The organism is Wenjunlia tyrosinilytica, assembly GCF_014646055.1.
Lineage (GTDB): Bacteria > Actinomycetota > Actinomycetes > Streptomycetales > Streptomycetaceae > Wenjunlia > Wenjunlia tyrosinilytica.
In genome coordinates, this window is the sequence record NZ_BMMS01000008.1 from 66,241 (window position 1) to 89,029 (window position 22,789).

The window sequence follows — 22,789 nt, forward strand, 5'->3', positions numbered from 1 at the left end:
TGGATACCGTGGATAACCCATGTCCCCGCAGGTCAGGGCCACTTTTTTATCCACCGGGCCTGTGGGTGGAGGCAGTGGATAACCCGGTGGGTCTGTGGACGGCCGCAGCACTGTCCACACCCATCCCCAGGCAAGCCCTGGTTGTCCCCAGAGTGATCCCCAGGTTCTACCCCTGTTTTCCCCACCCCAATCCACGCCCTGGTGTGACGGCTTTCACTCGACACGGTGAGAGGGCTTCCGATGTTGCCGAACAGTGGACAAGGGTGTGGAAACCCTGTGTACAACAGGGAGTTGGCTGTGGGTAACCCGTGGACAACCCCGCTCGCCGCTCGTGGGCCATTCGGCTGTCCACAGGCTGTGGACGACGGTTGACCACAATTCCACAGGCTCCCCACCTGCGAGGACATCCTCCCGTACACCGCTCCTGTGGAGGGCCATCTGGACAACTCCGGCGTCCCCAGGGTGTGGACGGGGGAAAACCCCCGAGCCTGTGGAAAGGTCCCCCGGCGCCGCTTTCTGTTCGAATAGCTGCCTCTTGGGGGTCATGCGGAAGAAGGCCCGCGGACGCCCCTCGAGGGAAATGCGGCCGGAAGAAGTGGCCGGGGAAGCGGCGGGGAAGGCGGGAAAGCGGGCGGGGAAACGGGCACCGGGGAGCGCACGATGGCGCACAGGCAAAGCAAAGGGCCCGCCGGGGATGTGCGGTCCCCGCGAGCCCCTCGGCCGTCTCCGGCCCGGTCTCAGCTCTTGATGCGGTTGGTCAGCTCGGTGACCTGGTTGTAGATGGAGCGCCGCTCGGCCATCAGAGTGCGGATCTTGCGGTCCGCGTGCATCACCGTGGTGTGGTCGCGGCTGCCGAACTGCGCCCCGATCTTGGGCAGCGACAGGTCGGTGAGCTCCCGGCACAGGTACATCGCGATCTGGCGGGCCGTGACGATGACCCGGCTGCGGGAGGGCCCGCACAGGTCGTCCACCGTGAGCCCGAAGTACGAGGCCGTGGACGCCATGATCGTCGTCGCGGTGATCTCGGGGCCGGCGTCGTCGCCGCCCGGCATGAGGTCCTTGAGCACGATCTCGGTCAGCTGGAGGTCCACCGGCTGCCGGTTCAGGCTCGCGAAGGCGGTGACCCGGATGAGCGCGCCCTCGAGTTCCCGGATGTTGCGGGAGATCCGGCTCGCGATGAACTCGAGCACCTCCGGAGGAGCGTTCAGCTGCTCCTGGATCGCCTTCTTGCGAAGGATCGCGATGCGCGTCTCCAGCTCGGGCGGCTGGACGTCGGTGATCAGGCCCCACTCGAACCGGTTGCGCAGCCGGTCCTCCAGGGTGACCAGCTGCTTGGGCGGCCGGTCGGAGGAGATCACGATCTGCTTGTTGGCGTTGTGGAGGGTGTTGAAGGTGTGGAAGAACTCCTCCTGGGTCTGCTCCTTGGTCTCCAGGAACTGGATGTCGTCCACGAGCAGGATGTCCATGTCCCGGTACCGCTTGCGGAAGCCGTCCGCCTTGCCGTCCCGGATGGAGTTGATGAACTCGTTGGTGAACTCCTCGGAGCTCACGTACCGCACCCGCGTGCCCTCGTAGAGGCTGCGGGCGTAGTGCCCGATGGCGTGCAGCAGGTGCGTCTTGCCGAGGCCGGACTCGCCGTAGATGAACAGCGGGTTGTAGGCCTTGGCGGGGGCTTCGGCGACGGCGACGGCGGCGGCGTGCGCGAAGCGGTTGCTGGCGCCGATGACGAATGTGTCGAAGAGGTACTTGGGGTTCAGCCGCGCCGCGGGCTCACCGGGTCCCGGCGCCGGACCGGGCTTGGCGGCCAAGGGGCCGGGGGCGCCGCTGGGGGCGGGCAGGTCCGGGCGTCCGGAGCGGGGCTGGGGCTGCGAAGAGCGCCCCTGCTCCCCGGCGCCGCCGCGCTCACTCCGGTCGGGCAGGTGCTCCCCGCGCTGGTTGGGCAGCGCCGGCAGGTCCATGGACTGCTGGCGCCGCTCGGGCGTCTGCGCGGACCAGTCGGTGCGGGGCGCGTAGGTGTCGTGGTCGGGATAGCCGAGGCGGGGCTGCTGCCAGCCGTCCTGGCCGCCGGGGGCGCTGTGACTGCCGGGTCCGTTGTGGCCGTGGTGGTGATCAGGGCTTGAGTGACGATCGGATCCGGGGTGACGGTCGGGGCCGGGGTGACGCTCGGGGCCCGCGTGACGCTCGGGCCCGAGGTGGCCGCCGTACTCGGGCCGGCGCCAGGCCGGCTCCTGCTCGCCGTATCCGCCGCCCTGATAGCCCGGACCCGGTCCCCGGCCGCCCGGGCCATCGCCCGGGCGGGGGTCGTACCCGGGGTCCTGGTGGCCGCGCCCGTAACCGTCCTGCTCGTACTCGCGGCGGGGCTCCCCGTAGCCGGGCTGGGGCTGCGGCGCGGGCTCGGCCTGCGGTGGCGGCGGCGAGGCTGCCGCCGAGGGGTTGACGGTGACGGCGATCCGGATGGGACGGCCGAATTCATGGGTGAGGTTCTCGGTGATCTGCTTGAGCAACCGGCCCTCGAGGACGCCCTTGGCGAACTCGTTGGGCACGGCCAGCAGGGCCGTGTCGGACACCAGCGCCAGCGCCTGGCTGGTCTGGAGCCAGCGCTTGTCCTTCGCCTCCACGCTCTCGTCGGCGCTCAGCCGGTCGATGACCCTGGCCCACCCTGCGGCAAGATCGGCGGTTACATCAGCCACAGTGCACGCTCTCTCGCTTGGGGTATGGGCTCGCTGGCTCCCACGGCGGTGTTGTTCCTGGGAAGGGCGGGGAACACGGGAAGTCCAGCAACGGTAATCAGCCCGGGTGCCTGCTTCAAGTTGTTGTCCACAGGCTGTGTACAAATGTGCCATGGTCCCACGGCGCGACGGCCTCCGGGGAGGAGTCCGGCGGGTCGGCCGGGAACCGGCGGGCTCGGTTTGACCGGATGGAGCAGTCCCGCGTACCGTGACCAGGTCGAGTTGTCGATGGCTGCTGCCGCATGCCTCCGATGGGCAGGATCATTTCGGTGATCGGGAAGCGGTACACCACTAGAGCGTGTCGCGAGCTTCTCGTGGGCGCACGGTGACAGCCAGGCGACGCCCCGCATCACGATTTCCTGGAGCCCCCGAGTGAGCAAGCGCACCTTCCAGCCGAACAACCGCCGCCGCGCGAAGACCCACGGCTTCCGGTTGCGCATGCGCACCCGTGCCGGTCGCGCCATCCTGGCGACCCGCCGCAGCAAGGGCCGCGCGCGCCTGTCCGCCTGATCGCGCACACCAGGTCAGGTCATGCCGTGCTGCCCACCGAGAACCGGCTGAGGCGGCGCCAGGACTTCGCGACCGCGGTTCGCCGCGGACGCCGGGCCGGCCGCCCGCTCCTGGTAGTGCATCTGAGAAGCGGTACGCCCCTGAACAGGGACCACGGCGACCCGCACGCAACCGGGGGGATGCTCCCCCCGGCGCGTGCGGGTTTCGTCGTCAGCAAGGCCGTGGGTCCGGCCGTGGTCCGCAATCTGGTCAAGCGCAGACTGCGGCATCTTGTCCGGGAACGCCTGAGGCTTCTGCCCCCCGGTAGCCTGATAGTCGTACGGGCATTGCCCGGGGCAGGCGTCGCGGAGTACACCGAGCTGGCCCGCGACCTCGATGCCGCACTCCAGCGGCTACTGCCGGCCAAGGCAGGAGGGGCGACATGAAATACCCGCTGCTCGGGCTGATCAAGCTTTACCAGTGGACCATCAGCCCGCTGCTGGGCCCTGTGTGCAAGTACTACCCCTCGTGCTCCCACTACGGATACGAGGCCATCTCCGTGCACGGCGCGGTGAAGGGCACATACCTGACCGTGTGGCGGATTCTGCGCTGCAACCCCTGGTCGGCCGGCGGTGTCGACCACGTACCGCCGCGCAAGCGGCCCCCGATCTTCCGGCGCGCCAAGCACGGTGGAGCCGACAGTAGCCCTGCCCCCGCGCACAATGCCCAAGGAGCCTGACCGTGGGTCTCTTGAACCCGCTCTACGACGCAGTGTCGTGGATCATCGTCCAATTCCACTCGCTGTACGGCCACATCTTCGACCCTGACAGCGGGTGGGCTTGGGGCCTTTCCATCGTCTCGCTGGTGGTGCTGATCCGGATCTGCCTGATCCCGCTCTTCGTGAAGCAGATCAAGGCGACCCGGAACATGCAGGCGCTCCAGCCGAAGATGAAGGCGATCCAGGAGCGCTACAAGAGCGACAAGCAGCGTCAGTCCGAAGAGATGATGAAGCTGTACAAGGAGACGGGCACCAACCCGTTCTCCTCGTGCCTTCCCATCCTGGTGCAGTCGCCGTTCTTCTTCGCGCTGTACCACGTGCTCAGCTACATCGCGAAGGGCAAGACGGTCGGCGTCATCGACGACCAGGCTCTCGTCAACAGCGCCCGTGACGCCCATATCTTCGGTGCCCCGCTGTCGGCGAAGTTCACCGACAGCGCCGCCAAGCTCCATGATCTCGGCGCGACGGTCACCGACGTACGCGTGGTCACGGTCGTCATGATCCTCCTGATGTCGGCGTCGCAGTTCATCACGCAGCGCCAGCTGATGACGAAGAACGTCGACCTCTCCGTGAAGACGCCGTTCATGCAGCAGCAGAAGATGCTGATGTACGTCTTCCCGATCATGTTCGCCGTCTTCGGTATCAACTTCCCCGTCGGTGTCCTGGTCTACTGGCTGACCACCAACGCCTGGACCATGGGCCAGCAGCTCGTGGTGATCCGACGCAACCCGACCCCGGGCAGCAAGGCCTTCACCGAGCGCGTGGAGCGCCTGAAGGCCAAGGGCAAGCAGCTCGACCCGAAGACCGGCAAGGTCGTCGCCATCGAGGCCGTCGCGGCCACCGCCACCGCCGATCAGCCCGCCGACGCGGGGCCGGCCAAGCGCCATCAGCCGAAGCGCCAGACCAAGGCACAGCGCCAGAGCGGTGCCGCCGCGGCCGCGCCCTCGGGTGCCGCGGCCTCCACGGGTGCGGCCAAGGCGGACGCCGCGGACGCCGCCGACGCCGTGGCCGACGAGCCCTCCGACGCCACGCCGGATCTGCAGAAGAAGCCCCAGCAGGCGGCGAGGGGCCAGGGCAGCCAGGGCGCCCAGAGCAAGGCGGGACGCGGCGGCAAGGGCGGCCAGCAGCGCAAGGGCGGCAAGCCACGCCAGCCGACGGGCTCACGCCCGAGCAAGAAGTAGTCCCGCCGGGGACCGCAATCCCGCCCCAGACCTCGTACGAGAAGATCCGATAGGAGTCCATCCGTGACGGAAGGCACCACCCCCACCGCCGAGGGCACTGTCTCCGCCCCCGCCGACGCGGACAGCCTGACCAGGCTCGAGCAGGAAGGGGAGATCGCGGCCGACTACCTCGAGGGGCTGCTGGACATCGCCGACCTCGACGGTGACATCGACATGGACGTCGAGGGCGACCGCGCCGCTGTCTCCATCGTCGCCGAGAGCGGCTCCGGCAGGGACCTGCAGAAGCTGGTCGGCCGGGACGGCGAGGTGCTGGAGGCTCTGCAGGAGCTCACCAGGCTGGCCGTGCACCGCGAGACCGGTGACCGCAGCCGCCTGATGCTGGACATCGCCGGCTTCCGGGCGCGCAAGCGCGAGGAACTCGCGGAGCTGGGCGCGAAGGCGGCCGAGGAGGCCAAGGGCACGGGGCAGCCCGTGAAACTGCGGCCGATGACCCCCTTCGAGCGCAAGGTCGTCCACGACGCCGTGGCCGCGGCCGGGCTGCGGAGCGAGTCCGAGGGCGAGGAGCCTCAGCGCCGGGTGGTCGTGCTTCCGGTCTGACGCCCGAGCGCGGCAGTGCGTTGTCTCGGCCCCGCCTGGGAACAGGCGGGGCCGATTGTTGTGTCAGCCTGATAGAGAGCGTGCAGCAAGTGCTCCTCCCGCCCTTCCGGGGGCGAGGAGGGCGGATGGGAAGGACGGTCCCGTGGATCCCGTGATCGAGGCAGCGGAGCTTCCGCCGGCGCCGGAGCAGGCCAAGGCGGTTTTCGGTGAGTATTTCCCGCAGGCCGTGCGGTACGCGGAGCTCCTGGCGGACGCGGGCGTGCGCCGCGGTCTCATCGGGCCGCGTGAGGTGCCCAGGCTCTGGGAGCGCCACCTGCTGAACTGCGCGGTGCTGTCCGAGGTGGTTCCCGCCGATGTCTCCGTGTGCGACGTCGGCTCGGGCGCCGGGCTGCCGGGTATTCCGCTGGCGCTCACCAGGCCCGATCTTCGGATCACACTCCTGGAGCCGCTGCTGCGGCGGACGACCTTCCTGGAGGAGGCCGTGCGTGAGCTGGGGCTGGAGAATGTGACCGTGGCACGTGGGCGTGCCGAGGAGATGGTGGGCAAGCTGCCTCAGGTGGATGTGGTCACCGCCCGTGCCGTAGCGCCCCTGGACCGCCTCGCCGGATGGGGGCTTCCCCTGCTGCGCCAGCGCGGGGAGATGCTCGCGCTCAAGGGCGACACGGCCGAGGAGGAGCTCGCGGCGGCGCGGGACGCCCTGCACAAGCTCGGCGCGGTGGAGTGGTCCGTGGTGCAGGCGGGCGAGGATGTGCTCGAGGTGCCGTCCACCGTCGTGCGAGTGCTGGTGGGGGAGAGCCCCGGCGGGGTGAAGGCCGCGGCCCGGCGGGCCAAGGCCGTCCGGGCCAACCGCTCGGCCCGCGGAGGCGGCCGACGCCGGCGCTGAGGCGCTGGTCGTCCCGGCTGCTTTCCCGGGGCGGTCGGCCCATCAGCGGCCGGTCGGCCATCGGCCCATCGGTCTCTGGGTAAATCGGGACAGTATCCACAAAGCGGAGTGTCGCGCCCTGGATACGACCGGCCGCGGGGCATCGTGTTTCACGTGAAACATCGTCGCTCGCTGCTGCCAGGGATCCTCAGCCGTGGTCGCGCTTCGACCACGGCCCCTGCTCCCCTTCCTCCACCCGCTCCCGCTCGCGCACGACGTGCCACCACGCGGAAGCCCGCCGCCACGGGGGATTCCCGCACCGAAGAGGTGGATTCGGGCGCTGAACCAGGGCCCTCTGTAGTTTCTGGTGCCGAAGGCATGGCAGGCTCTGTATGTCGTGAGTCTGAAGTCCCTGAGAGCGCACCGGAGAGTGAACCCTTGCGGTCCGAATCCAATGTCGCGGGTCCGGTGACCGATCCGGTCCCGGGTCCGCGGAGCGAGTCGGGTGGGACGGACCTGTCCCGTGAGACACCGCCACCGATGGACGACACCCCCATCGGCCGGGCTGCCCAGCTCGCAGTCGAAGCCATGGGACGTGCCGGTGAGGGCCTGCCCCGACCGGAACAGACCCGTGTCATCGTCGTCGCCAACCAGAAGGGCGGCGTCGGCAAGACCACCACGACGGTCAACCTGGCCGCCTCCCTGGCCCTGCACGGCTCCCGCGTCCTGGTGGTCGACCTCGACCCGCAGGGCAATGCCTCCACCGCGCTCGGCATCGACCACCACGCCGAGGTGCCCTCCATCTACGACGTGCTGGTGGAGAGCAAGCCGCTGGCCGATGTGGTGCAGCCGGTGCCGGACGTGGAGGGTCTGTTCTGTGCCCCCGCGACCATCGACCTGGCGGGCGCCGAGATCGAGTTGGTCTCGCTGGTGGCCCGGGAGAGCAGGCTGCAGCGGGCCATCCAGGCGTACGAGCAGCCGCTGGACTACATCCTCATCGACTGCCCGCCGTCACTGGGCCTGCTGACCGTCAACGCCCTGGTGGCCGGCGCCGAGGTGCTCATCCCCATCCAGTGCGAGTACTACGCGTTGGAGGGGCTCGGTCAGCTGCTGCGGAATGTGGAGTTGGTGCGCGGCCACCTCAACCCCGACCTCCATGTCTCCACCATCCTGCTCACGATGTACGACGGCCGTACGAGGCTGGCCTCACAGGTGGCGGACGAGGTGCGCACCCACTTCGGCAATGAGGTGCTGCGTACGAGCATTCCCCGCTCGGTGCGTATCTCCGAGGCGCCGAGCTACGGGCAGACCGTGCTCACCTACGATCCCGGGTCCAGCGGGGCCCTCTCGTACTTCGAGGCGGCCAGGGAGATCGCCCTGCGGGGCGTCCCCACTGCCGGCCGGATCGATGTCTCGTACGACGCACCGCAGAACCACATGAACAGCCAGCAGAGCAGCGCCACTTCGGAGGGTTTCAGTGACTGAGCGACGCAGGGGACTCGGCCGTGGGCTGGGTGCCCTGATCCCTCCGGCAGCGGACGGCGCGGGAAGTGGGACCGCCGGTCCCACCGTGATCAGCCAGGGTGCCTCCTCGCCGACGGCGGTCCCCCAGGTCTTCACCGCCGAGCGTGGCGTGACCGCGGCGAGCCTCGCGGTCGTGGGGAACGACGTTTCACGTGAAACCGAGGGAGTCGCCGGAGCGCACTTCGCCGAGCTGCCGCTCGACGCCATCACACCCAACCCGCGCCAGCCCCGTGAGCACTTCGACGAGGACGCTCTGCTCGAACTGGTCCACTCCATCAAGGAGGTGGGCCTGCTCCAGCCGGTCGTGGTGCGCAGGACCGGGCCGGAGCGCTACGAGCTCATCATGGGCGAGCGCCGGTGGCGGGCGAGTCGGGAAGCCGGTCTGGAGCGGATTCCCGCGATTGTGCGGGCGACCGAGGACGACAAGCTTCTCCTGGACGCCCTCCTGGAGAACCTGCACCGGGCCCAGCTCAACCCGCTGGAGGAGGCGGCCGCCTACGACCAGCTCCTGGAGGACTTCTCCTGCACGCACGACGAGCTGGCCGACCGGATCGGCCGCTCCCGTCCTCATGTCACCAACACCCTCCGGCTGCTGAAGCTGTCGCCTCCGGTGCAGAGCAAGGTGGCGGCAGGAGTGATCTCCGCCGGCCACGCCAGGGCCCTGGTGAAGGTGGACGACATCGAACAGCAGATCCGGCTGGCCGAGCGCACCATCGCCGAGGGGCTGTCGGTGCGCTCGGTCGAGGAGATCGTCAGGCTCATGGAGCTGGGGGACATGCCCTCGTCCCGGCCCAAGGGGCCGCGTGCGGGCAAGCGTCTGTCTCCCGCGCTCGCGGACCTGGGGGCCAGGCTGTCCGATCGCTTCGAGACCCGGGTGAAGGTGGACCTCGGGCAGAAGAAGGGGAAGATCGTGGTGGAGTTCGCCTCGGTCGAGGACCTGGAGCGGATCCTGGGCGCGATGGCGCCGGGTGAGGGCAAGGTGCTCCAGCAGAGCCTCTCCGGGGAGAGCGACGAGGACGAGATGGACTGAATCCGACCGGGCCGTCACGGCCACGACTGGCCGGCACCGCCAGTACCGAAGGGCCGGTTCGACGTTTCACGTGAAACGTCGAACCGGCCCTTCGGCGTCCGGGGCTTCACCCAGGCGTCCGGGGCGAGCCAAGACGTCCTGGCGTGTCACCCCGATCGCGGTGTTGCCCGGCGAGGACCCATGGATACGATGCGCTCAGGAAGGCCACGTAGCTTCCCGGCTGTTGTGGAGGACTGCCATGCGTTCGCTGAGCCGCGACGGGATCGCACACTGGCCGCGCAGCGCCCTGGTGGCGACCGGGCTCGGGATCGGCGCCGTCGGAGGATTCCTGGGCGGACTCTTCCGGGACCGGCGTGGTGGCCGGATGCCCCAGGGGGTCTCCAGGCCGATGGGAACGAGGTTCTGAGGACCGATGGGACGTCGTCTGGTTCCGCTCACCCTGGACAACCTTCCGGATCTGCCGAAGCGCTGCCGCTCCTGTGTGTTCTGGGAGTTGGACCCGGTCAGTGGTGAGGCCGCGGTTCAGGCCGGAGCGCCCGAGCTGGAGAAGGAGGCATGGATTTCCGCGGTCCTGCTGGAGTGGGGCTCCTGCGGGCGCGTGGTCTATGTCGACGAGGTCCTGGCGGGCTTTGTGCTCTACGCTCCCCCGGCCTACGTTCCGCGGTCCACGGCTTTCCCCACAAGCCCTGTGTCGCCGGACGCCGTACAGCTGATGACCGCTCGGATCCTCCCGGGCTTCCAGGGGCAGGGTCTGGGCCGGGTGCTGGTGCAGACGGTGGCCAAGGACCTGGTGCGGCGCGGCTTCAAGGCGATCGAGGCATTCGGCGACGCCCAGTGGGAGGAGCCCGCGTGCGTCCTGCCCGCCGACCATCTGCTGGCGGTGGGCTTCAAGACCGTCCGTCCGCACCCCCGCTTCCCCCGGCTGCGGCTGGAGCTGCGCACGACGATCTCCTGGAAGGAGGACGTCGAGGTGGCGCTGGAGAGGCTCCTGGGCGCGGTGCAGAAGGAGCCGGTTTTCCGGCCGGTGTGAGCACCCGATGCCATGTCCGCCGCTCTGGCGGTGGCAGGCGTCGTGTTTCACGTGAAACACGACCTGTCCGCCCGTCGAGCGCGGCGGCCCCGGGTGGGCGTCGGGAGCGCGTCAGTCGGTGACGCTGGCGGGCAGGTGCAGCATCCCGGTCGGGTGGTCGTCCTCCGGAGCGAGGTAGAGCCGCTGGAGCGCCACGGCGATCGCCTCCACGGCCAGCGCCTGCACCTCGGACGAGCCCAGCTTCTTGGCGTCGTCGGCGTTGGTGAGGTAGCCCAGTTCGATGCGCACCGTGGGCATCCGGGTCGTGCGCAGCAGGGTCCAGGTCTTGCCGTGGCTGCGGTTGTCGCCGATGCCGGTCCTGGCGACCAGCTCTCGCTGGACGAGCCCCGCGAATCGGCGTCCGGTGTGGGACCAGCGCCCGTGCTGGTCGTATCCGTAGTAGTAGGTGGAGCTGCCGCTCGCCTCCTCGTTGGGGTGGCTGTCGGCGTGCAGGGAGATCGCGAGGTCCGCGTCGGTGGCGTTGGCGAACTCGGCGCGCTGGGTCTCGTCGCCCCCGGTGTTGCGGCCCCGGGTGAGATACGTGCGCACTCCCAGGGCGGCGAGCCTGCCTTCGAGTCGGGCGGCCAGCTCCCACATCAGATCCGCCTCGGTGAAGCCGTTCGCGATGATCCCGGTGTCCGCTCCACCGTGGCCGGGGTCGAGCACGAGGACCTTCCCGGCGAGCGAGGGGCCGGAGCGGCGCAGTTGCTCGCTCTCGCGCATGACGTGCGGGTGGCCGCCGACGACGGTTCTGGCGAGGCGGGCGAGGACGGTGAAGGTGGCCGGCCCACAGGTGCCGTCGGGGAGGAGCCCGGTGTTGCGCTGGAATTCCCGTAGGGCCTGCTCGGTGTCGGTACCGAAGATGCCGTCGACGCGTCCGGGGACGAAGCCCATGTCGAGCAGGCGCTGCTGGAGCTGTGCCACATCGTCGCCGACCGTGGGGTGGCTGACGGTGTGGGCGAGAAGGCGGTCACCCAGCTTCCACCGTGCCTCGTCGAGATTGCGGTAGGTCTCCCGTCCGACGACGCCGTCCGCGCTCAGTGCCCGCTGTTGCTGGAAGTGGAGGACGGCCGCTTCCATGGCCTCGTCGAACGGCTGGGTGGCGGGGTCCTCGTGCTGCGGGGACCGGTCCGCCGTCAGCAGGCCCAGGGCGATGAGCCTGGAGCGGATGTCGGCGACGGCGGGGCCGCTGTCCCCGAGCTTCCAGAGGAACATGGCTGAGGTGGGCTGCTGATGGTTCACATGCCCGATCGTAGGCAGAAGATCGGCTGTTTCACGTGAAACACGAGAGAGGCGGCCCGTCCGCGTCGGACGGGCCGCCTCTCGGGCAGGGTTCGGGGTCAGCCGATGAACTCCGCCAGGTCGCGCTCGATGGCGGCCTTGGGCTTGGCGCCCACGATGGTCTTCACGACCTCGCCGCCCTGGTACACGTTCATCGTCGGGATGGACAGGATGCCGTACTTGGCGGCCACCTGCGGGTTCTCGTCGATGTTCACCTTGGCGATGACAATCTTGTCGCTGTGCTCGCCCGCGATTGCCTCGAGGGACGGGGCGATCTGGCGGCAGGGGCCGCACCATGCCGCCCAGAAGTCGACCAGGACGGGCTTGTCGTTCTTGAGGACGTCTTCCTCGAACGACGCGTCGGTGACGGTGATGGTGTTACCGGCCACGGAAATCTCCTCAGGTGGTAGTGCGGTGTGGCAGTTGGTCGGATGCGGGCCCGGCGGACGAAGGGCTCCCGGACCCTGGCTGGGGTTCCGTCAGCCTTCGACGGTGGTGAGCTCGGGCTCGCGGGTGTGCTCGCTGTGCTCGCCGTCCGCCAGCGCCGACAGGTAGCGCTCGGCGTCGAGAGCGGCGGAACAGCCCGTGCCGGCCGCCGTGATGGCCTGGCGGTAGGTGTGGTCGACGACGTCACCGGCGCCGAAGACACCCTGGACGGATGTGCGGGTCGAGGGTGCGTGGACCTTGAGGTAACCCTCGTCGTCCAGGTCCAGCTGGCCTTTGAGGAGCTCGGTGCGCGGGTCGTGGCCGATCGCGATGAACAGGCCGGTCACGGGGAGCTCGGCGGTCTCTCCCGTCTTGACGTTGCGCAGGGTCAGCCCGGTGAGCTTGGTCTCGCCGTGGATCTCGGCGACCTCGCTGTCCCAGATGAACCTGATCTTCTCGTCGGCGAACGCGCGGTCCTGCATGGCCTTCGAGGCGCGCAGGGCGTCCCGGCGGTGGACTACGGTGACCGTCTTGGCGAAGCGGGAGAGGAACGTGGCCTCCTCCATGGCGGTGTCACCGCCACCGATCACCGCGATGTCCTGGTCGCGGAAGAAGAAGCCGTCGCACGTGGCACACCAGGAGACACCGCGGCCGGAGAGCTCGTCCTCGCGGGGCAGCCCCAGCTTGCGGTGCTGGGAGCCGGTGGCCACGATGACCGTCTTGGCGCGGTGGACGGCACCGGTGGAGTCGGTGACGGTCTTGATGTCGCCGCTCAGGTCGACGGACTCGACGTCGTCCGGGACGAGCTCGGCGCCGAAGCGCTCGGCCTGCGCCCTCATGTTCTCCATGAGGTCCGGGCCCATGATGCCGTCGCGGAAGCCCGGGTAGTTCTCGACGTCCGTGGTGTTCATCAGCGCGCCACCCGCGGTGACGGCGCCCTCGAAGACGAGCGGCTTGAGAGATGCGCGGGCGGTGTAGAGCGCCGCCGTGTAGCCCGCCGGGCCGGAACCAACGATGATCACGTTACGGACGTCGCTCACGGTGTCTACTTCCCTGTCTGCCGACTGCTGTCTGGGTCCCTGCGGGAGTCTCATCCCGCCTAACGGATCCTACGTGTCGAGCATTCCCGCTCACCGTGCGCGGCACGTCGGACACGCGGCACGGGGGTGGTGGGCAAGGGGCGTGGAGCAGGGCGGCGAGGGGGCGGCAGACGGGCGGCAAGGGTCGGTCGGCAAGGGTCGGTCGGCAAGGGTCGGTCGGCAGGCGGCGAAAGGCGGCGAGTGGGTCCGCAGCGTTTCAGGCGGGCCTCAGGAACGGGGGACCGTGCGCTGGAGGAGGACGGTCCCGGTGCCGGAGGGCGACGCGTTCGCGCAGGAGGAGTCCACGAGGAACACATTGACGCGTCGGCTGTCGGAGCGGTCGGGCAGGACCACCACGTCGACCTGCTTGCCCCGGTACACGCCCTGGTCGGTGGCCAGGGGCTGCTCGGAGGGGCGCCCTGTCGCCTTCAGTACGCAGCCCGGCAGGGACGGCCCGACAGGGTTCTTCGAGGGACGCACGAGGGGGGACCTCTCCGAGGTCTCGCCGTTCTCCCGGTGGTACTTGGCACTGGAGTCGTCCTGTCCCGAGGTGAGCAGTTTCCGCACGGTCGGCTCGAGATTGGCGTCGGTGTAGCCGTGGACGGGCGCCGTGGCCCGGTCCGCCTTGGCGCCCATGTCACTGCCGCTGTCGCCGGAGGTCAGGGCGCTGATGAAGAAGGCGCTGAAGCCGAGGACCACCAGGGCGCAGGTGAGAGCGAGGAGCACGGCCGGCGAACGGCGGCGGCGGGAGCCCCCGCCCTGTCCCCTGCCCGGTCCGCTGCGGGCACTGCGGGCAGGCCCGCCCGCGGCGTGTGCTCGGCGCTGAGGAGTGGACGCCGGACGCCTTTCCACGGGCTCCCCCGGCGTCGGCGAGGTCGCCGCGAGCAGCGTCTCGGCGGCGAGGGCGGCGTCGATGCGTCCGGCGACGTCCGCGGGCATCTGCGGGGGGCCGGGCAGCCTGCCGAGCAGGCCCCGGATCTCCTCCAGGGAGTCGCGGACATCGGCGCACAGCTCGCAGCCGAAGAGGTGGGCCCGCACCTCGTCGGTCCGGTCCTGGGGCAGGACGCCCTCGGTGAGCGCGGAGATCTCCTCGACCTCGGGGTGCTGCTCGTCGGTGCCGACGAAGTTCTGTTCGCTGTTCACGGGTTACCACCTCCGCCCTGGTCCGACCGCGGCTTGTGCTGTGCTGCCGTCGGTGTGACGGATGCGCTGCCCGTCCGGTTCCTTCCCCCCGCCGCGGCCGCGTTATCCATGGTGCCGGAGTGCAGATGCGAGAGCAGTGGGAGCAGACGCGCGCGACCGCGGGCGCAGCGGCTCTTCACGGTCCCCATCGGCACGCCCAGGATGTCGGCGGCCTCCGCGACGGGGTAGCCCTGCATGTCCACCAGGACCAGGGCGGCCCGCTGGTCGGCCGGCAGGGTGCCCAGAGCCGTGACGAGCTCGGAGTGCAGCTCCTTGCGCTCCGCGGGCACCTCGGCCGACTCGTGGGGCTCCAGGAGCTCCTCGAAGCGGTCGGAGTCCGAGACGGGGGAGGTCCTGCGGTTCTCCGCCCTGCGCAGGCGGTCCAGACAGGCGTTGACGGTGATCCGGTGCAGCCAGGTGGTGACGGCGGCCTGCCCCCGGAAGGTGTGCGCGGCCCGGAACGCCGAGACGAAGGCGTCCTGGACGGCGTCGGCGGCCTCCTCACGGTCCCCGAGGGTCCGCAGTGCGACGGCCCACAGCCGGTCCCGGTGCCGGCGGACGATCTCGCCGAAGGCGTCATGGTCTCCCGCGACGTGCCGTGCCAGGAGTTCACGGTCGCTCAGCGGCTCCGCGACTCCGTCCACCGCCCCTTGCCCTTCTCGTGGACCGGGCCCTGGGTCACTTCTTGAGCCCGGCGAACGACAGATCCGTTATTCCCTGCTTGTAGCCGTCGTTGCTGAAGTCGTCCTTCGGCGCGTGCGGCAGCTCGGTGAGCCACAACAGAACGTACCTCGTCCTGACCGCCTTGCCGCCCTGGATCTTCAGCGTCCGGTTCTGTGTGCTGCCGCCGCCGATCTTCTTCATGGACGACAGCGGGCCGCCCTGCAGGGAGTCGGTGGCGTAGAGCGCGCCGGTGGTCCGGTTGCCCGGGTACTGCAGCGAGGCCGTCACGCCGGTGACGTCCTTGGCCGAGCCCAGGTCGTAGATGATGCCCACACCGTCCTTGTAGGGGGCCAGCGGGGGCCCCGCGAGGTAGCTGCTGGTGCGCCAGTACGTCGTCTTGTCGCGGTCGTAGGTCTTCGCGACGTCGTTGGGGTGCTGCGGGCTCCCCTTGGACACGAACTCCTGGGCCCCCTGGATCCCCAGCGGCACGGTCTTCGGCTTGGTCTTGGTCTTGGTCGAGCCCGACGAGGAGGTGGAGCCCTTGGACTTGTGCTTGTCCTTGTGCAGGAACGCGTCCGCGACCTGCCAGCTGCCGAGGCCCAGCGCGGCGATCAGCAGGCCGGAGACGGCCCATTTCAGGGCCTTGCCGGTGCGGCCCGGCAGAGCGGGCGGCGGGGGCGGAGGAGCGACGGGGGAGGGTGCCGGGGTCACCGGGGTGCGCGACGGCGGCTGGCGGTAGCTGCCCTGCTGGTACGTCGTGCGCTGGTACGGCCCGAGTTCCGGCTCCGGGGGCCGGACCCTCGGCATGCCCGCGGCGGCCTTGGCCAGCTCCTCCGGAGTGGCGCAGGCCGGCTCCTGGCGGGTGGAGGTCGCCCCGTCGTTGACGAGGGCGCGCATGGCGAGCTCGGACAGGCCGCGGTGCACGCCCGCGCGCACCTGGTCGGGGGCGACGAGGCCGATGTCGCGGGGCAGCCCGACGAGCCCGTGGGCGTCCTCCGAGTAGGGCCAGCGCTGGGTGATGGCGGCGTACAGCAGCGCGCCGATCGCCTCGGTGTCCACCCGCTGCGGACGGTCGGCCTCGCAGCCGTGCAGCGCGGCGGCGACGGCGAGGCCGCGGATGCGGAACTGGCCGCCCTCGGTGCGCAGTACGGCGTGCGGGGTGAGCTTGAGGTGGGACAGGCCCTCGCGGTGGGCGGCGGCCATCGCCTCGGCGAGCTGGCGGACCATGTGGTCGGCCTCGTAGGGCTGCATGGGGCCTTCGGCGAGCACGGCGGTCAGCTCGGTGGCGTCCGGCAGCCATTCGTGGACGACGTAGACGAGCTCATCCTCCTCGACGGCGTCGAGGACCTGGACGAACCGGGGATCGCCGAGCAGGGCCGCCGAACGGGCGGCGGCCAGGACGCGCTTGGCCCGCAGATGGTCCGAGGGGAGGATGTGCACGCCCACGGCCCGGCGGAGCATCTCGTCGACGGCGCGCCAGCTGCTGAAGCCGTCGGCGCGGGTGACGCACTCCTCGAGGCGGTAGCGGCGGGCGAGTTTGTGGCCGCTGTGGAGCTCGGGCGGCTCGGGGAGCTTGGGCTCCTCCAGCGTCTCGCAGACCTTGGGGAGGTCGAGGGGCCCGGTGGAGGCGGCGACTTCGGGGAGTTCTTCCGTGACCGCGGTCGCCTCGGTGGAGGACGCCTTCGCCGTGGACGCATCGGCCGCGGACGCGTCGAAGGAGGTGTCGGCGGTGGTGGTCACCTCGTCCTCACCCGTTCGGCCCTGTAGGGGCTCCGCTTCCGTCTCGTCCTTGTCCACCGCGTCGATCGTGGCCCCGGGGGTCGCCGCGGCGTCCGCTGCCCCGTCCAGCGGTGCCCCGCTCTCATTGGCCACGTCGACGGCAGCCGTACTGCGATCCGCCACCGTCGCTCCTGCCTCCCCATCCGTTGGCGCGTCCATCGATTCTAAAAAGACGTCCGAAGCCAATTGTGCCCACTGACGACCACTGTGCACGACTCACGAGAGTGCACATTGGTTGCCCCCGAACCGCGAGTACATGCCGCTGCTCGGCGAACGCCCTGTTCAGCGCGGTGCGAGGGGTCCTCGACTAGCGTCCGAGTTTTCCACGGACCATGCCCACCAATGCGGTCATCTCATCGATTCGCATGCGCTTGCCGATGACGAGGAACAGGGCGATCAGGGCAAGTCCCCCACCGCACACCGCGACGAGCGAGCCCAGGGCTCCACTGCCCAGTCCCTGCACGATCGCGTAGGCGAACACGGCGGCGACGGCCGCGGAGGGCAGGCACGCGCCGACCAGCCGTGCGTAGGTGCGCAGGATCCTGGCCCCGTCGATGTCTCCGCCGAGCCGGTGCTTGAGGCGCTTGACCGCGACTCCCACTCCGATGGCGTAAGCGGCTCCGTAGGCGGCGGCCATGCCGGCGACGGCCCAGCGGGCGGGCAGCACCAGGTAGCACACGGCCGACAGGGCGGCGTTGGAGGCGGCGACGATGACCGTGTTGTAGAACGGCGTGCGCGTGTCCTCGTACGCGTAGAAGCCGCGCAGCACGACGTACTGGACCGAGAACGGGATCAGCCCGAGCCCGAAGCCCATGAGGACGAACCCGGTGGACCGCGCTCCGGAGACACCCGCGCTGGAGTACATCAGCGTGCACAGCGGGACGCCGACCGCGAGGAAGAGGAACGCGGCCGGCACGATCGCCACCGCGGACGTGCGCAGACCGTACGAGATGTCGTCGCGCACGGCGTGCGGGTCGCCGTCGGCGGCGGCCCGGGAGATGCGGGGCAGGACGGCGGCCATCACGGAGACGGTGATGATGGCCTGCGGCATCTGCCAGATCGCCAGGGCGTTGTTGTACGCGGTGATGCCCGTGCCGTCGAAGCCGAGGTGGTGCGCCTTCTTGCCCGCCAGCGTGGCGAGCTGGGTGACGACGATGAGGCCGGCCTGGTTGGCGAGGACGAACAGGAAGGTCCACTTGGCCAGCTTGGCGGCCTTGCCGAGGCCATGGCCGCGCCAGTCGAAGCGCGGCCTGAACCTGAAGCCCGCCTCCCGCAGGTAGGGCAGCATCGACAGCGCCTGCACGACCAGGCCCAGCAGGGTACCGACGCCCAGCAGCCGCACACCCTCGGGAGTGATGGTCGAGGAGTCCATGTGGGTCGAGGAGAACGGCCCGTAGACCCAGAGGAAGGCGCTGAAGGCGAAGATGACCACGATGTTGTTGAGGACCGGGGTCCACATCATCGCGCCGAATCGGCCGCGGGCGTTGAGGATCTGGCCCATCACCACGTGCACGCCCATGAAGAAGATGGTGGGCAGGCAGAAGCGGGCGAAGGTGACCGCGACCTCCATCTGGACGGGGTCGCTGGCCACGCTGTTCGACATCATCCTGATCAGCAGAGGCGCCGCCACGACGGTGACCGCCACGATTCCGCCGAGGATGACCATCACCAGGGTCAGCAGGCGGTTGGCATAGGCCTCGCCGCCGTCGTCGTCCTCCTTCATGGCCCGGACGAGCTGCGGGACGAAGACGGAGTTGAGGCCGCCGCCGATGGTCAGGATGTAGATCATGGTCGGCAGCACCATGGCGACCTGGTAGACGTCGCCGAGGGTGGCCAGACCGATCGCCGCCGCCATGACCAGGGTGCGGACGAAGCCGGTGATGCGGGAGACCAGGGTCCCCGCGGCCATCAGGGCGCTCGACTTCAGTATTCCGCCGGCGCGACCGCCCGTGCTCTCGGGTCTGGCCGGCTCGGGCTCCGCCGACGCGGGATCGGCGGTGGCGGTGGCCGCGCCGGGAGGCATGGGCACGGGCGGGGCGGTGGCCCCGGGGCGCTGGTCCCTGAACAGGTGCGCGTAGGCGTCCGGCTGGGGACCGTCCTCGGAGGCGGCGCTCATCAGCTCGTCGACGCCGACGTAGTCGGTGGTCTCGCGGTCTCCGTAGGGCAGGTGGCGCTCGACCGGCCCGGCGGGCTCCCCCTGCGGCGGCGCGGCCCACAGTCGGGGATCGGGCGCCGGGAGCTGCTGGGTGGCGTCGGGGTATCCCGCCCCGGGTGCGGGCGGAGGATGCGCCGCCCGGTCATGGAGCGCCGCGGCCACCGGATCGGGCCCGGGCGGCGTCTGTGTGCGGTAGGGGTCGGCGTAGGTCTGCTGGAGGTAGGGGTCCTGGGCATAGGAATCCTGCCCCTGCGGGCCCTGGCCGTACGGTGCCGGGCCCTGCGGGGCCTGGCTGTAGGGCACCTGACCTTGCGGTGCCTGGCTCCGAGGTGCTTCACCGTGCGCAATGCCGCCCTGCGGGTCCTGCGCCTGTCCGTAGGGCGCCTGTCCCTGCGGGGCGTGGAGAGAGGGATCCTGCCCCTGCGGGCCCTGCCCTTGCGGTGCCGGGCCCTGCGGGGCCTGGCTGTACGGCGCCTGACCTTGCGGCGCCTGGCCCTGCGGCGCCTGCCCTTGCGGGCTCTGTCCGTAGGGCGTCTGTCCCTGCGGGGCGTGGGGAGAGGGATCCTGCCCCTGGGGGCCCTGGCCGTACGGTGCCGGGCCCTGCGGGCCCTGGCCGTACGGCGCCGGGCCCTGCGGGCTCTGCCCGTACTGAGCGTGCCCCTGCGGGCTCTGTCCGTAGGGTGCCTGCCCCTGCGGGGACTGCAAAGTGGAACCCTGCCCTTGCGGGCCCTGGCTGTAGGGCGCCTGACCTTGCGGGGCGTGGGGAGAGGGATCCTGCCCCTGGGGGCCCTGGCCGTACGGTGCCGGGCCCTGCGGGGCCTGGCTGTAGGGCGCCTGACCTTGCGGTGCCTGGTTCCGAGGTGCTTCACCGTGCGGAATGCCGCCCTGCGGGTCCTGCGCCTGCCCGTAGGGCGCCTGTCCCTGCGGGGCGTGGGGAGCGGGATCCTGCCCCTGCGGGCTCTGGCCGTACTGAGCCTGCCCCTGCGGGGACTGCGGAGCTGCACCCTGCGCCTGTGACCCCGGGCTGTACGGGGCCTGACCCTGTGGTGCCTGGTTCTGCGCGCGTCGGCCGTACGGGGCAGGGCCCGGCGCCCCCTGCCCCTGCGGGGCCTGGCCATAAGGCGCCTGCGGGTAGGCGGTCGGGGCGTAGGTGTTCTCGGGGGGGTAGGGGTCCGCAGTGGCGCCGTACGGGGGTTCCTGGGCATGCGAGGGCTCCTGGGCGTACCCAGGGCCCTGCGCGGGCGCAGGAGGCTGCGGGACCCGGCCCGCCTCGGCCTCCCCGTCGCGCTCACCGTCGTACGGCGCGTTCATGCTGGACCCCTACTTCTCATCCGGGCGCGCGGCGCGCAGCCACGGGCTCGACTACCGGTCCACCTTCTCATCCGAGACGTCCGGCTCCGAGCCCTCGGCGCAGGTGTCCGGCTTCGGATCCGCTCCGACGGCCTCCTGGCCAGCGGATTTCGTCCCGGTATGAGGATCGTCCCCCGAAGGATCCTCCTCGCCCGCACCGTCGTCGGCCTCGGCGTCGTCCTCCCGCTCGGCGCCGTCCTCCGCCTCCGATGTCTCCAACGCCTCCGATGTCTCCGACGTCTCTTGCGCCAGCGCCGAGCGCTTGCGCTGCCGGTACATTCTCGCCCCCGCGAGCACCAGCAACAGCAGTCCGAACGCGATGACCACGAGCACGATCTCGGTCACCGACTTCACGTTGACCTCGAATGTCATCGGCTTGCCGTACGGCTCGCCGTTCTCCGTGTACAGCTGCGCCACGACCGGGACCGGTCCGTTGGCCTTCGCCGAGGTGTGGAACTTGAACGACTTGCGGTGCGCACCCGCCACCGAGACCACCTGCGGGTCCCCGACCTGGAACCGCTGGCGCTGCCCCGAGGTCAGCTCCAGATGGAGGTTCCTCACCTCCTGCGCCAGGTTGTTCTCCACCGTCACCTGTACGGTCCCGCTGCTGCCGGACAGCGTCACATCGGACTTGTCCATGACATGGACGGCACCCTGCAGCCCCTTGAGGTACCCCGCGACCGACGAGCGGTAGGTGCCCGCGCCGGAAGCGTCCCCGCGCCAGGAGTTGGACATCGAGCGCAGGACCGCGGTGTTGAAGGGGGTGATCACCCGCCGCTGCTGGGAGAGGATCGACAGCAGGGTCTTCAGGGACGCCTGGGTGTTCTGGATCTCACGGAACGCGTTTGTGCCCAGCTCCCCCTTGCGCAGCTGCGCCGGGTAGCGGCTCGAGCCGGGTACCGCGTGCTGGGCCTCGCGGTCCGGGGACGCCTTCTCCAGCGTCTCCAGGCTCACCGGCGTCATCCACTTGCCGTCCTGGGCGGCCGAGAGCGCCGTGGACAGCGACTGGGCGGCGCTCGGCGCTAGCCCCCGTGGGGGCGTGACGAGCACACTGCGCTCGGTGTTCGGTGCCTCCATGGTGATCATCAGGGTTTCGGCGAGGAACCGCTGGACCGCCTGCGTGGACTTCCCGGCCATCGCCATGTCGCCGTTGAATGTGTTCGAGAGTGTGCTGTCCGAGACCAGGGCGGTGGTGCCGCCGCCGATCGGTCGGGGGGAGTTCGGGGTGCGGTTGAGTCCGCCGGCGCCGAGCGCCGAGCTGCCGACGACCACCTTGTCGGCCCCGGCGGTGCGGGCCACGCTGACGATGGATCGGTCCACGGCTCCCTCGAAGGGCCAGGCCACGTCCGTGCGCGGTCTCACACCGAGGATGGTGTCCGTGGTCTCGGCCGCCAGGTCGGTGGCCGACTTCAGGTGCCCCAGGGTGCCCGGGACGAACCTGCCGTGGTGGGCGATGGAGGCGAGGTCGGGATCGGCGAAGGGCAGCGCGACGACCTTCTGGCTCTTCACGGTGGTCTTCAGCTCGTTCAGCCACCGCTTGGCCACCTGGCTGCCGGAGCCCGGCCGCGCCTTGTCGATGGTCTCGCCGTCGTCGGCGACCTTGTAGCCCTTGGCCATCGCGTCGACCGTGGCGAGGAGGTCGGGGTCGATGACCCAGGTCACCGGCAGGTTCTTGCCGATGGACACCATCTGCTCCAGGCGCCCGCCCGGGGCCAGCTCGGCGGCCAGGCGGTCGTCCCGGAAGACGGGGGTCTGCTGCGGATCGGAGTCGGTGCGGGCGTCGAGGTGCGGGCGGTCGACGAGCGGCCACGCCAGCGCCACCCGCGTGTGCTGGGTGTCTGCGGGGTCGGGGTACCACGGCAGGAAGGTCCGCTCGATGCCGAGGACGTGCCCGTACGGGGCGGCCCGGTCCTGGCCGTAGAGGGAGACACCGAGCTGGTAGACGCCGTTTCCGCCGAGATTCAGATCCTCGACAGGGACCTTCAGCGTGAACGGGCGGCTGATGCCGGGCGCCATGGCCGCCATCCGCTGTGTGTGGCCGGTGATCTCGCTGCCGTCCGACGCCTGGAGGCCCTTGCGCCCGGCGGTGGCCGACAGGTCACTGCGGCTGCCGAGCGCCTGTCCGCCCTGGCCGAGGCGCAGTCCGACGTGAGCGCCGGTGATGGTGGACCTGCCGTTGTTGGTCACGGTGCCGCTGACGGTCACGGTGTCGTGGTCACCGGGGACGGTGGGCGTGATCGAGGTCAGGGAGATCGCGGCGGTCTCGGACCCGGTACCGGGCTGCGAGGGGGCCTTGGCCGGGGAGGCGGTCCTCAGTGGCGCGGCGGCCGGGCTTTTCGCCGCGGCCGTCCCGGCGGCGTTCCTCCGCGGGGCGGCGGCCTGGGCGGGGTACGCGGTCCCGGCGAGGAGCAGACCGCCCGCCAGCAGCGCTCCGGCCCGGAGCAGTCGTACGCGGGCAGGGGTCGTGCCAAAATGACGTGCCGCCTTGCCCACGCGTTCGCCGTCCTCGGTTCTCGTCGGATGTGCGCCCTGGAATGGTAACGATGCGCCGGGCCGGAAAGTGCTGCGGAGTGCCCGCATGATCGTTGCGATGCGGTGACGGGCACCGCTCCAGG

Annotated in this window: 20 protein-coding genes; 11 read left to right on the forward strand and 9 right to left on the reverse strand. The window is 70.4% G+C overall.

Annotation, left to right across the window (positions count from 1 at the left end):
* Positions 1-737: 737 nt before the first annotated feature.
* On the reverse strand, positions 738-2,690 hold the full coding sequence (gene dnaA, locus IEY86_RS10855) for a chromosomal replication initiator protein DnaA (RefSeq protein WP_308425127.1): 1,953 nt from the start codon (positions 2,688-2,690) through the stop codon (positions 738-740).
* A gap of 411 nt (positions 2,691-3,101) precedes the next feature.
* Here dnaA and rpmH point away from each other — a divergent pair, with 411 nt between their 5' ends.
* From rpmH to IEY86_RS10905, 10 genes are all read left to right on the forward strand, one after another.
* Entirely contained in the window at positions 3,102-3,239 is a 138-nt protein-coding gene (gene rpmH, locus IEY86_RS10860) for a 50S ribosomal protein L34 (RefSeq protein WP_003975051.1), read from the forward strand.
* A gap of 26 nt (positions 3,240-3,265) precedes the next feature.
* Positions 3,266-3,664 (forward strand): ribonuclease P protein component, encoded by a 399-nt coding sequence (gene rnpA / locus IEY86_RS10865; RefSeq protein WP_189131376.1) that lies wholly within the window; start codon positions 3,266-3,268, stop codon positions 3,662-3,664.
* The gene (yidD, locus tag IEY86_RS10870; protein WP_189131377.1) at positions 3,661-3,957 is read left to right on the forward strand and encodes a membrane protein insertion efficiency factor YidD; all 297 of its coding nucleotides are present in this window, start codon (positions 3,661-3,663) and stop codon (positions 3,955-3,957) included. Before rnpA ends, yidD begins: the two co-directional genes overlap by 4 nt.
* A gap of 2 nt (positions 3,958-3,959) precedes the next feature.
* Positions 3,960-5,177 (forward strand): membrane protein insertase YidC, encoded by a 1,218-nt coding sequence (gene yidC, locus IEY86_RS10875; protein WP_189131378.1) that lies wholly within the window; start codon positions 3,960-3,962, stop codon positions 5,175-5,177.
* Between the two features lie 63 nt (positions 5,178-5,240).
* Positions 5,241-5,774 carry a Jag family protein gene (locus IEY86_RS10880; protein ID WP_189131379.1) on the forward strand — a complete coding sequence of 178 codons (534 nt, stop codon included), beginning with the start codon at positions 5,241-5,243 and terminating at the stop codon, positions 5,772-5,774.
* 151 nt (positions 5,775-5,925) lie between these two features.
* Complete coding sequence (gene rsmG / locus IEY86_RS10885; RefSeq protein WP_189131517.1) at positions 5,926-6,657, forward strand: 16S rRNA (guanine(527)-N(7))-methyltransferase RsmG; 732 nt, start codon at positions 5,926-5,928, stop codon at positions 6,655-6,657.
* 357 nt (positions 6,658-7,014) lie between these two features.
* Positions 7,015-8,121, forward strand: coding sequence for a ParA family protein (locus IEY86_RS10890; protein WP_189131380.1), 1,107 nt, complete (start codon positions 7,015-7,017; stop codon positions 8,119-8,121).
* Positions 8,114-9,190 (forward strand): ParB/RepB/Spo0J family partition protein, encoded by a 1,077-nt coding sequence (locus IEY86_RS10895; RefSeq protein WP_189131381.1) that lies wholly within the window; start codon positions 8,114-8,116, stop codon positions 9,188-9,190. Before IEY86_RS10890 ends, IEY86_RS10895 begins: the two co-directional genes overlap by 8 nt.
* Positions 9,191-9,428: 238 nt before the next feature.
* Positions 9,429-9,596 carry a hypothetical protein gene (locus tag IEY86_RS10900; RefSeq protein ID WP_189131382.1) on the forward strand — a complete coding sequence of 56 codons (168 nt, stop codon included), beginning with the start codon at positions 9,429-9,431 and terminating at the stop codon, positions 9,594-9,596.
* A 6-nt stretch (positions 9,597-9,602) separates the two neighbouring features.
* The gene (locus IEY86_RS10905) at positions 9,603-10,220 is read left to right on the forward strand and encodes a GNAT family N-acetyltransferase (RefSeq protein WP_189131383.1); all 618 of its coding nucleotides are present in this window, start codon (positions 9,603-9,605) and stop codon (positions 10,218-10,220) included.
* A gap of 111 nt (positions 10,221-10,331) precedes the next feature.
* On the opposite strand, the gene IEY86_RS10910 is transcribed toward IEY86_RS10905, so the two are convergent.
* The 7 genes from IEY86_RS10910 to murJ form a co-directional block, all read right to left on the reverse strand.
* Positions 10,332-11,501 (reverse strand): N-acetylmuramoyl-L-alanine amidase, encoded by a 1,170-nt coding sequence (locus tag IEY86_RS10910; protein WP_229698313.1) that lies wholly within the window; start codon positions 11,499-11,501, stop codon positions 10,332-10,334.
* Positions 11,502-11,599: 98 nt separating this feature from the next.
* A complete protein-coding gene (trxA, locus tag IEY86_RS10915; RefSeq protein WP_189131384.1) occupies positions 11,600-11,929 on the reverse strand; it encodes a thioredoxin in 330 nt (109 codons plus the stop codon).
* Positions 11,930-12,019: 90 nt separating this feature from the next.
* Positions 12,020-13,006, reverse strand: a complete 987-nt coding sequence (gene trxB / locus IEY86_RS10920) for a thioredoxin-disulfide reductase (RefSeq protein WP_189131385.1) — start codon at positions 13,004-13,006, stop codon at positions 12,020-12,022.
* Positions 13,007-13,273: 267 nt separating this feature from the next.
* Positions 13,274-14,188 (reverse strand): anti-sigma factor family protein, encoded by a 915-nt coding sequence (locus tag IEY86_RS10925; RefSeq protein ID WP_189131386.1) that lies wholly within the window; start codon positions 14,186-14,188, stop codon positions 13,274-13,276.
* Entirely contained in the window at positions 14,185-14,871 is a 687-nt protein-coding gene (sigM, locus tag IEY86_RS10930; RefSeq protein ID WP_189131387.1) for an RNA polymerase sigma factor SigM, read from the reverse strand. Before sigM ends, IEY86_RS10925 begins: the two co-directional genes overlap by 4 nt.
* A gap of 34 nt (positions 14,872-14,905) precedes the next feature.
* The gene (locus IEY86_RS10935) at positions 14,906-16,792 is read right to left on the reverse strand and encodes a protein kinase family protein (RefSeq protein WP_189131388.1); all 1,887 of its coding nucleotides are present in this window, start codon (positions 16,790-16,792) and stop codon (positions 14,906-14,908) included.
* Between the two features lie 184 nt (positions 16,793-16,976).
* Positions 16,977-19,127, reverse strand: coding sequence for a murein biosynthesis integral membrane protein MurJ (gene murJ / locus IEY86_RS10940; RefSeq protein ID WP_229698314.1), 2,151 nt, complete (start codon positions 19,125-19,127; stop codon positions 16,977-16,979).
* Between the two features lie 36 nt (positions 19,128-19,163).
* Here murJ and IEY86_RS36355 point away from each other — a divergent pair, with 36 nt between their 5' ends.
* Positions 19,164-19,841, forward strand: coding sequence for a hypothetical protein (locus tag IEY86_RS36355; RefSeq protein WP_229698315.1), 678 nt, complete (start codon positions 19,164-19,166; stop codon positions 19,839-19,841).
* Between the two features lie 345 nt (positions 19,842-20,186).
* Here IEY86_RS36355 and IEY86_RS10945 read toward each other — a convergent pair whose 3' ends face one another.
* A complete protein-coding gene (locus IEY86_RS10945) occupies positions 20,187-22,667 on the reverse strand; it encodes a DUF6049 family protein (RefSeq protein ID WP_189131390.1) in 2,481 nt (826 codons plus the stop codon).
* Between the last annotated feature and the right edge of the window lie 122 nt (positions 22,668-22,789).

What these genes read in the sequence shown, in the direction of transcription:
- yidD (WP_189131377.1), top strand. Translation starts at nt 3,661, where the DNA reads ATGAAATACCCGCTGCTCGGGCTGATCAAGCTTTACCAGTGGACCATC.
- IEY86_RS10890 (WP_189131380.1), top strand. Translation starts at nt 7,015, where the DNA reads ATGGCAGGCTCTGTATGTCGTGAGTCTGAAGTCCCTGAGAGCGCACCG.
- IEY86_RS10900 (WP_189131382.1), top strand. Translation starts at nt 9,429, where the DNA reads ATGCGTTCGCTGAGCCGCGACGGGATCGCACACTGGCCGCGCAGCGCC.
- IEY86_RS10905 (WP_189131383.1), top strand. Translation starts at nt 9,603, where the DNA reads ATGGGACGTCGTCTGGTTCCGCTCACCCTGGACAACCTTCCGGATCTG.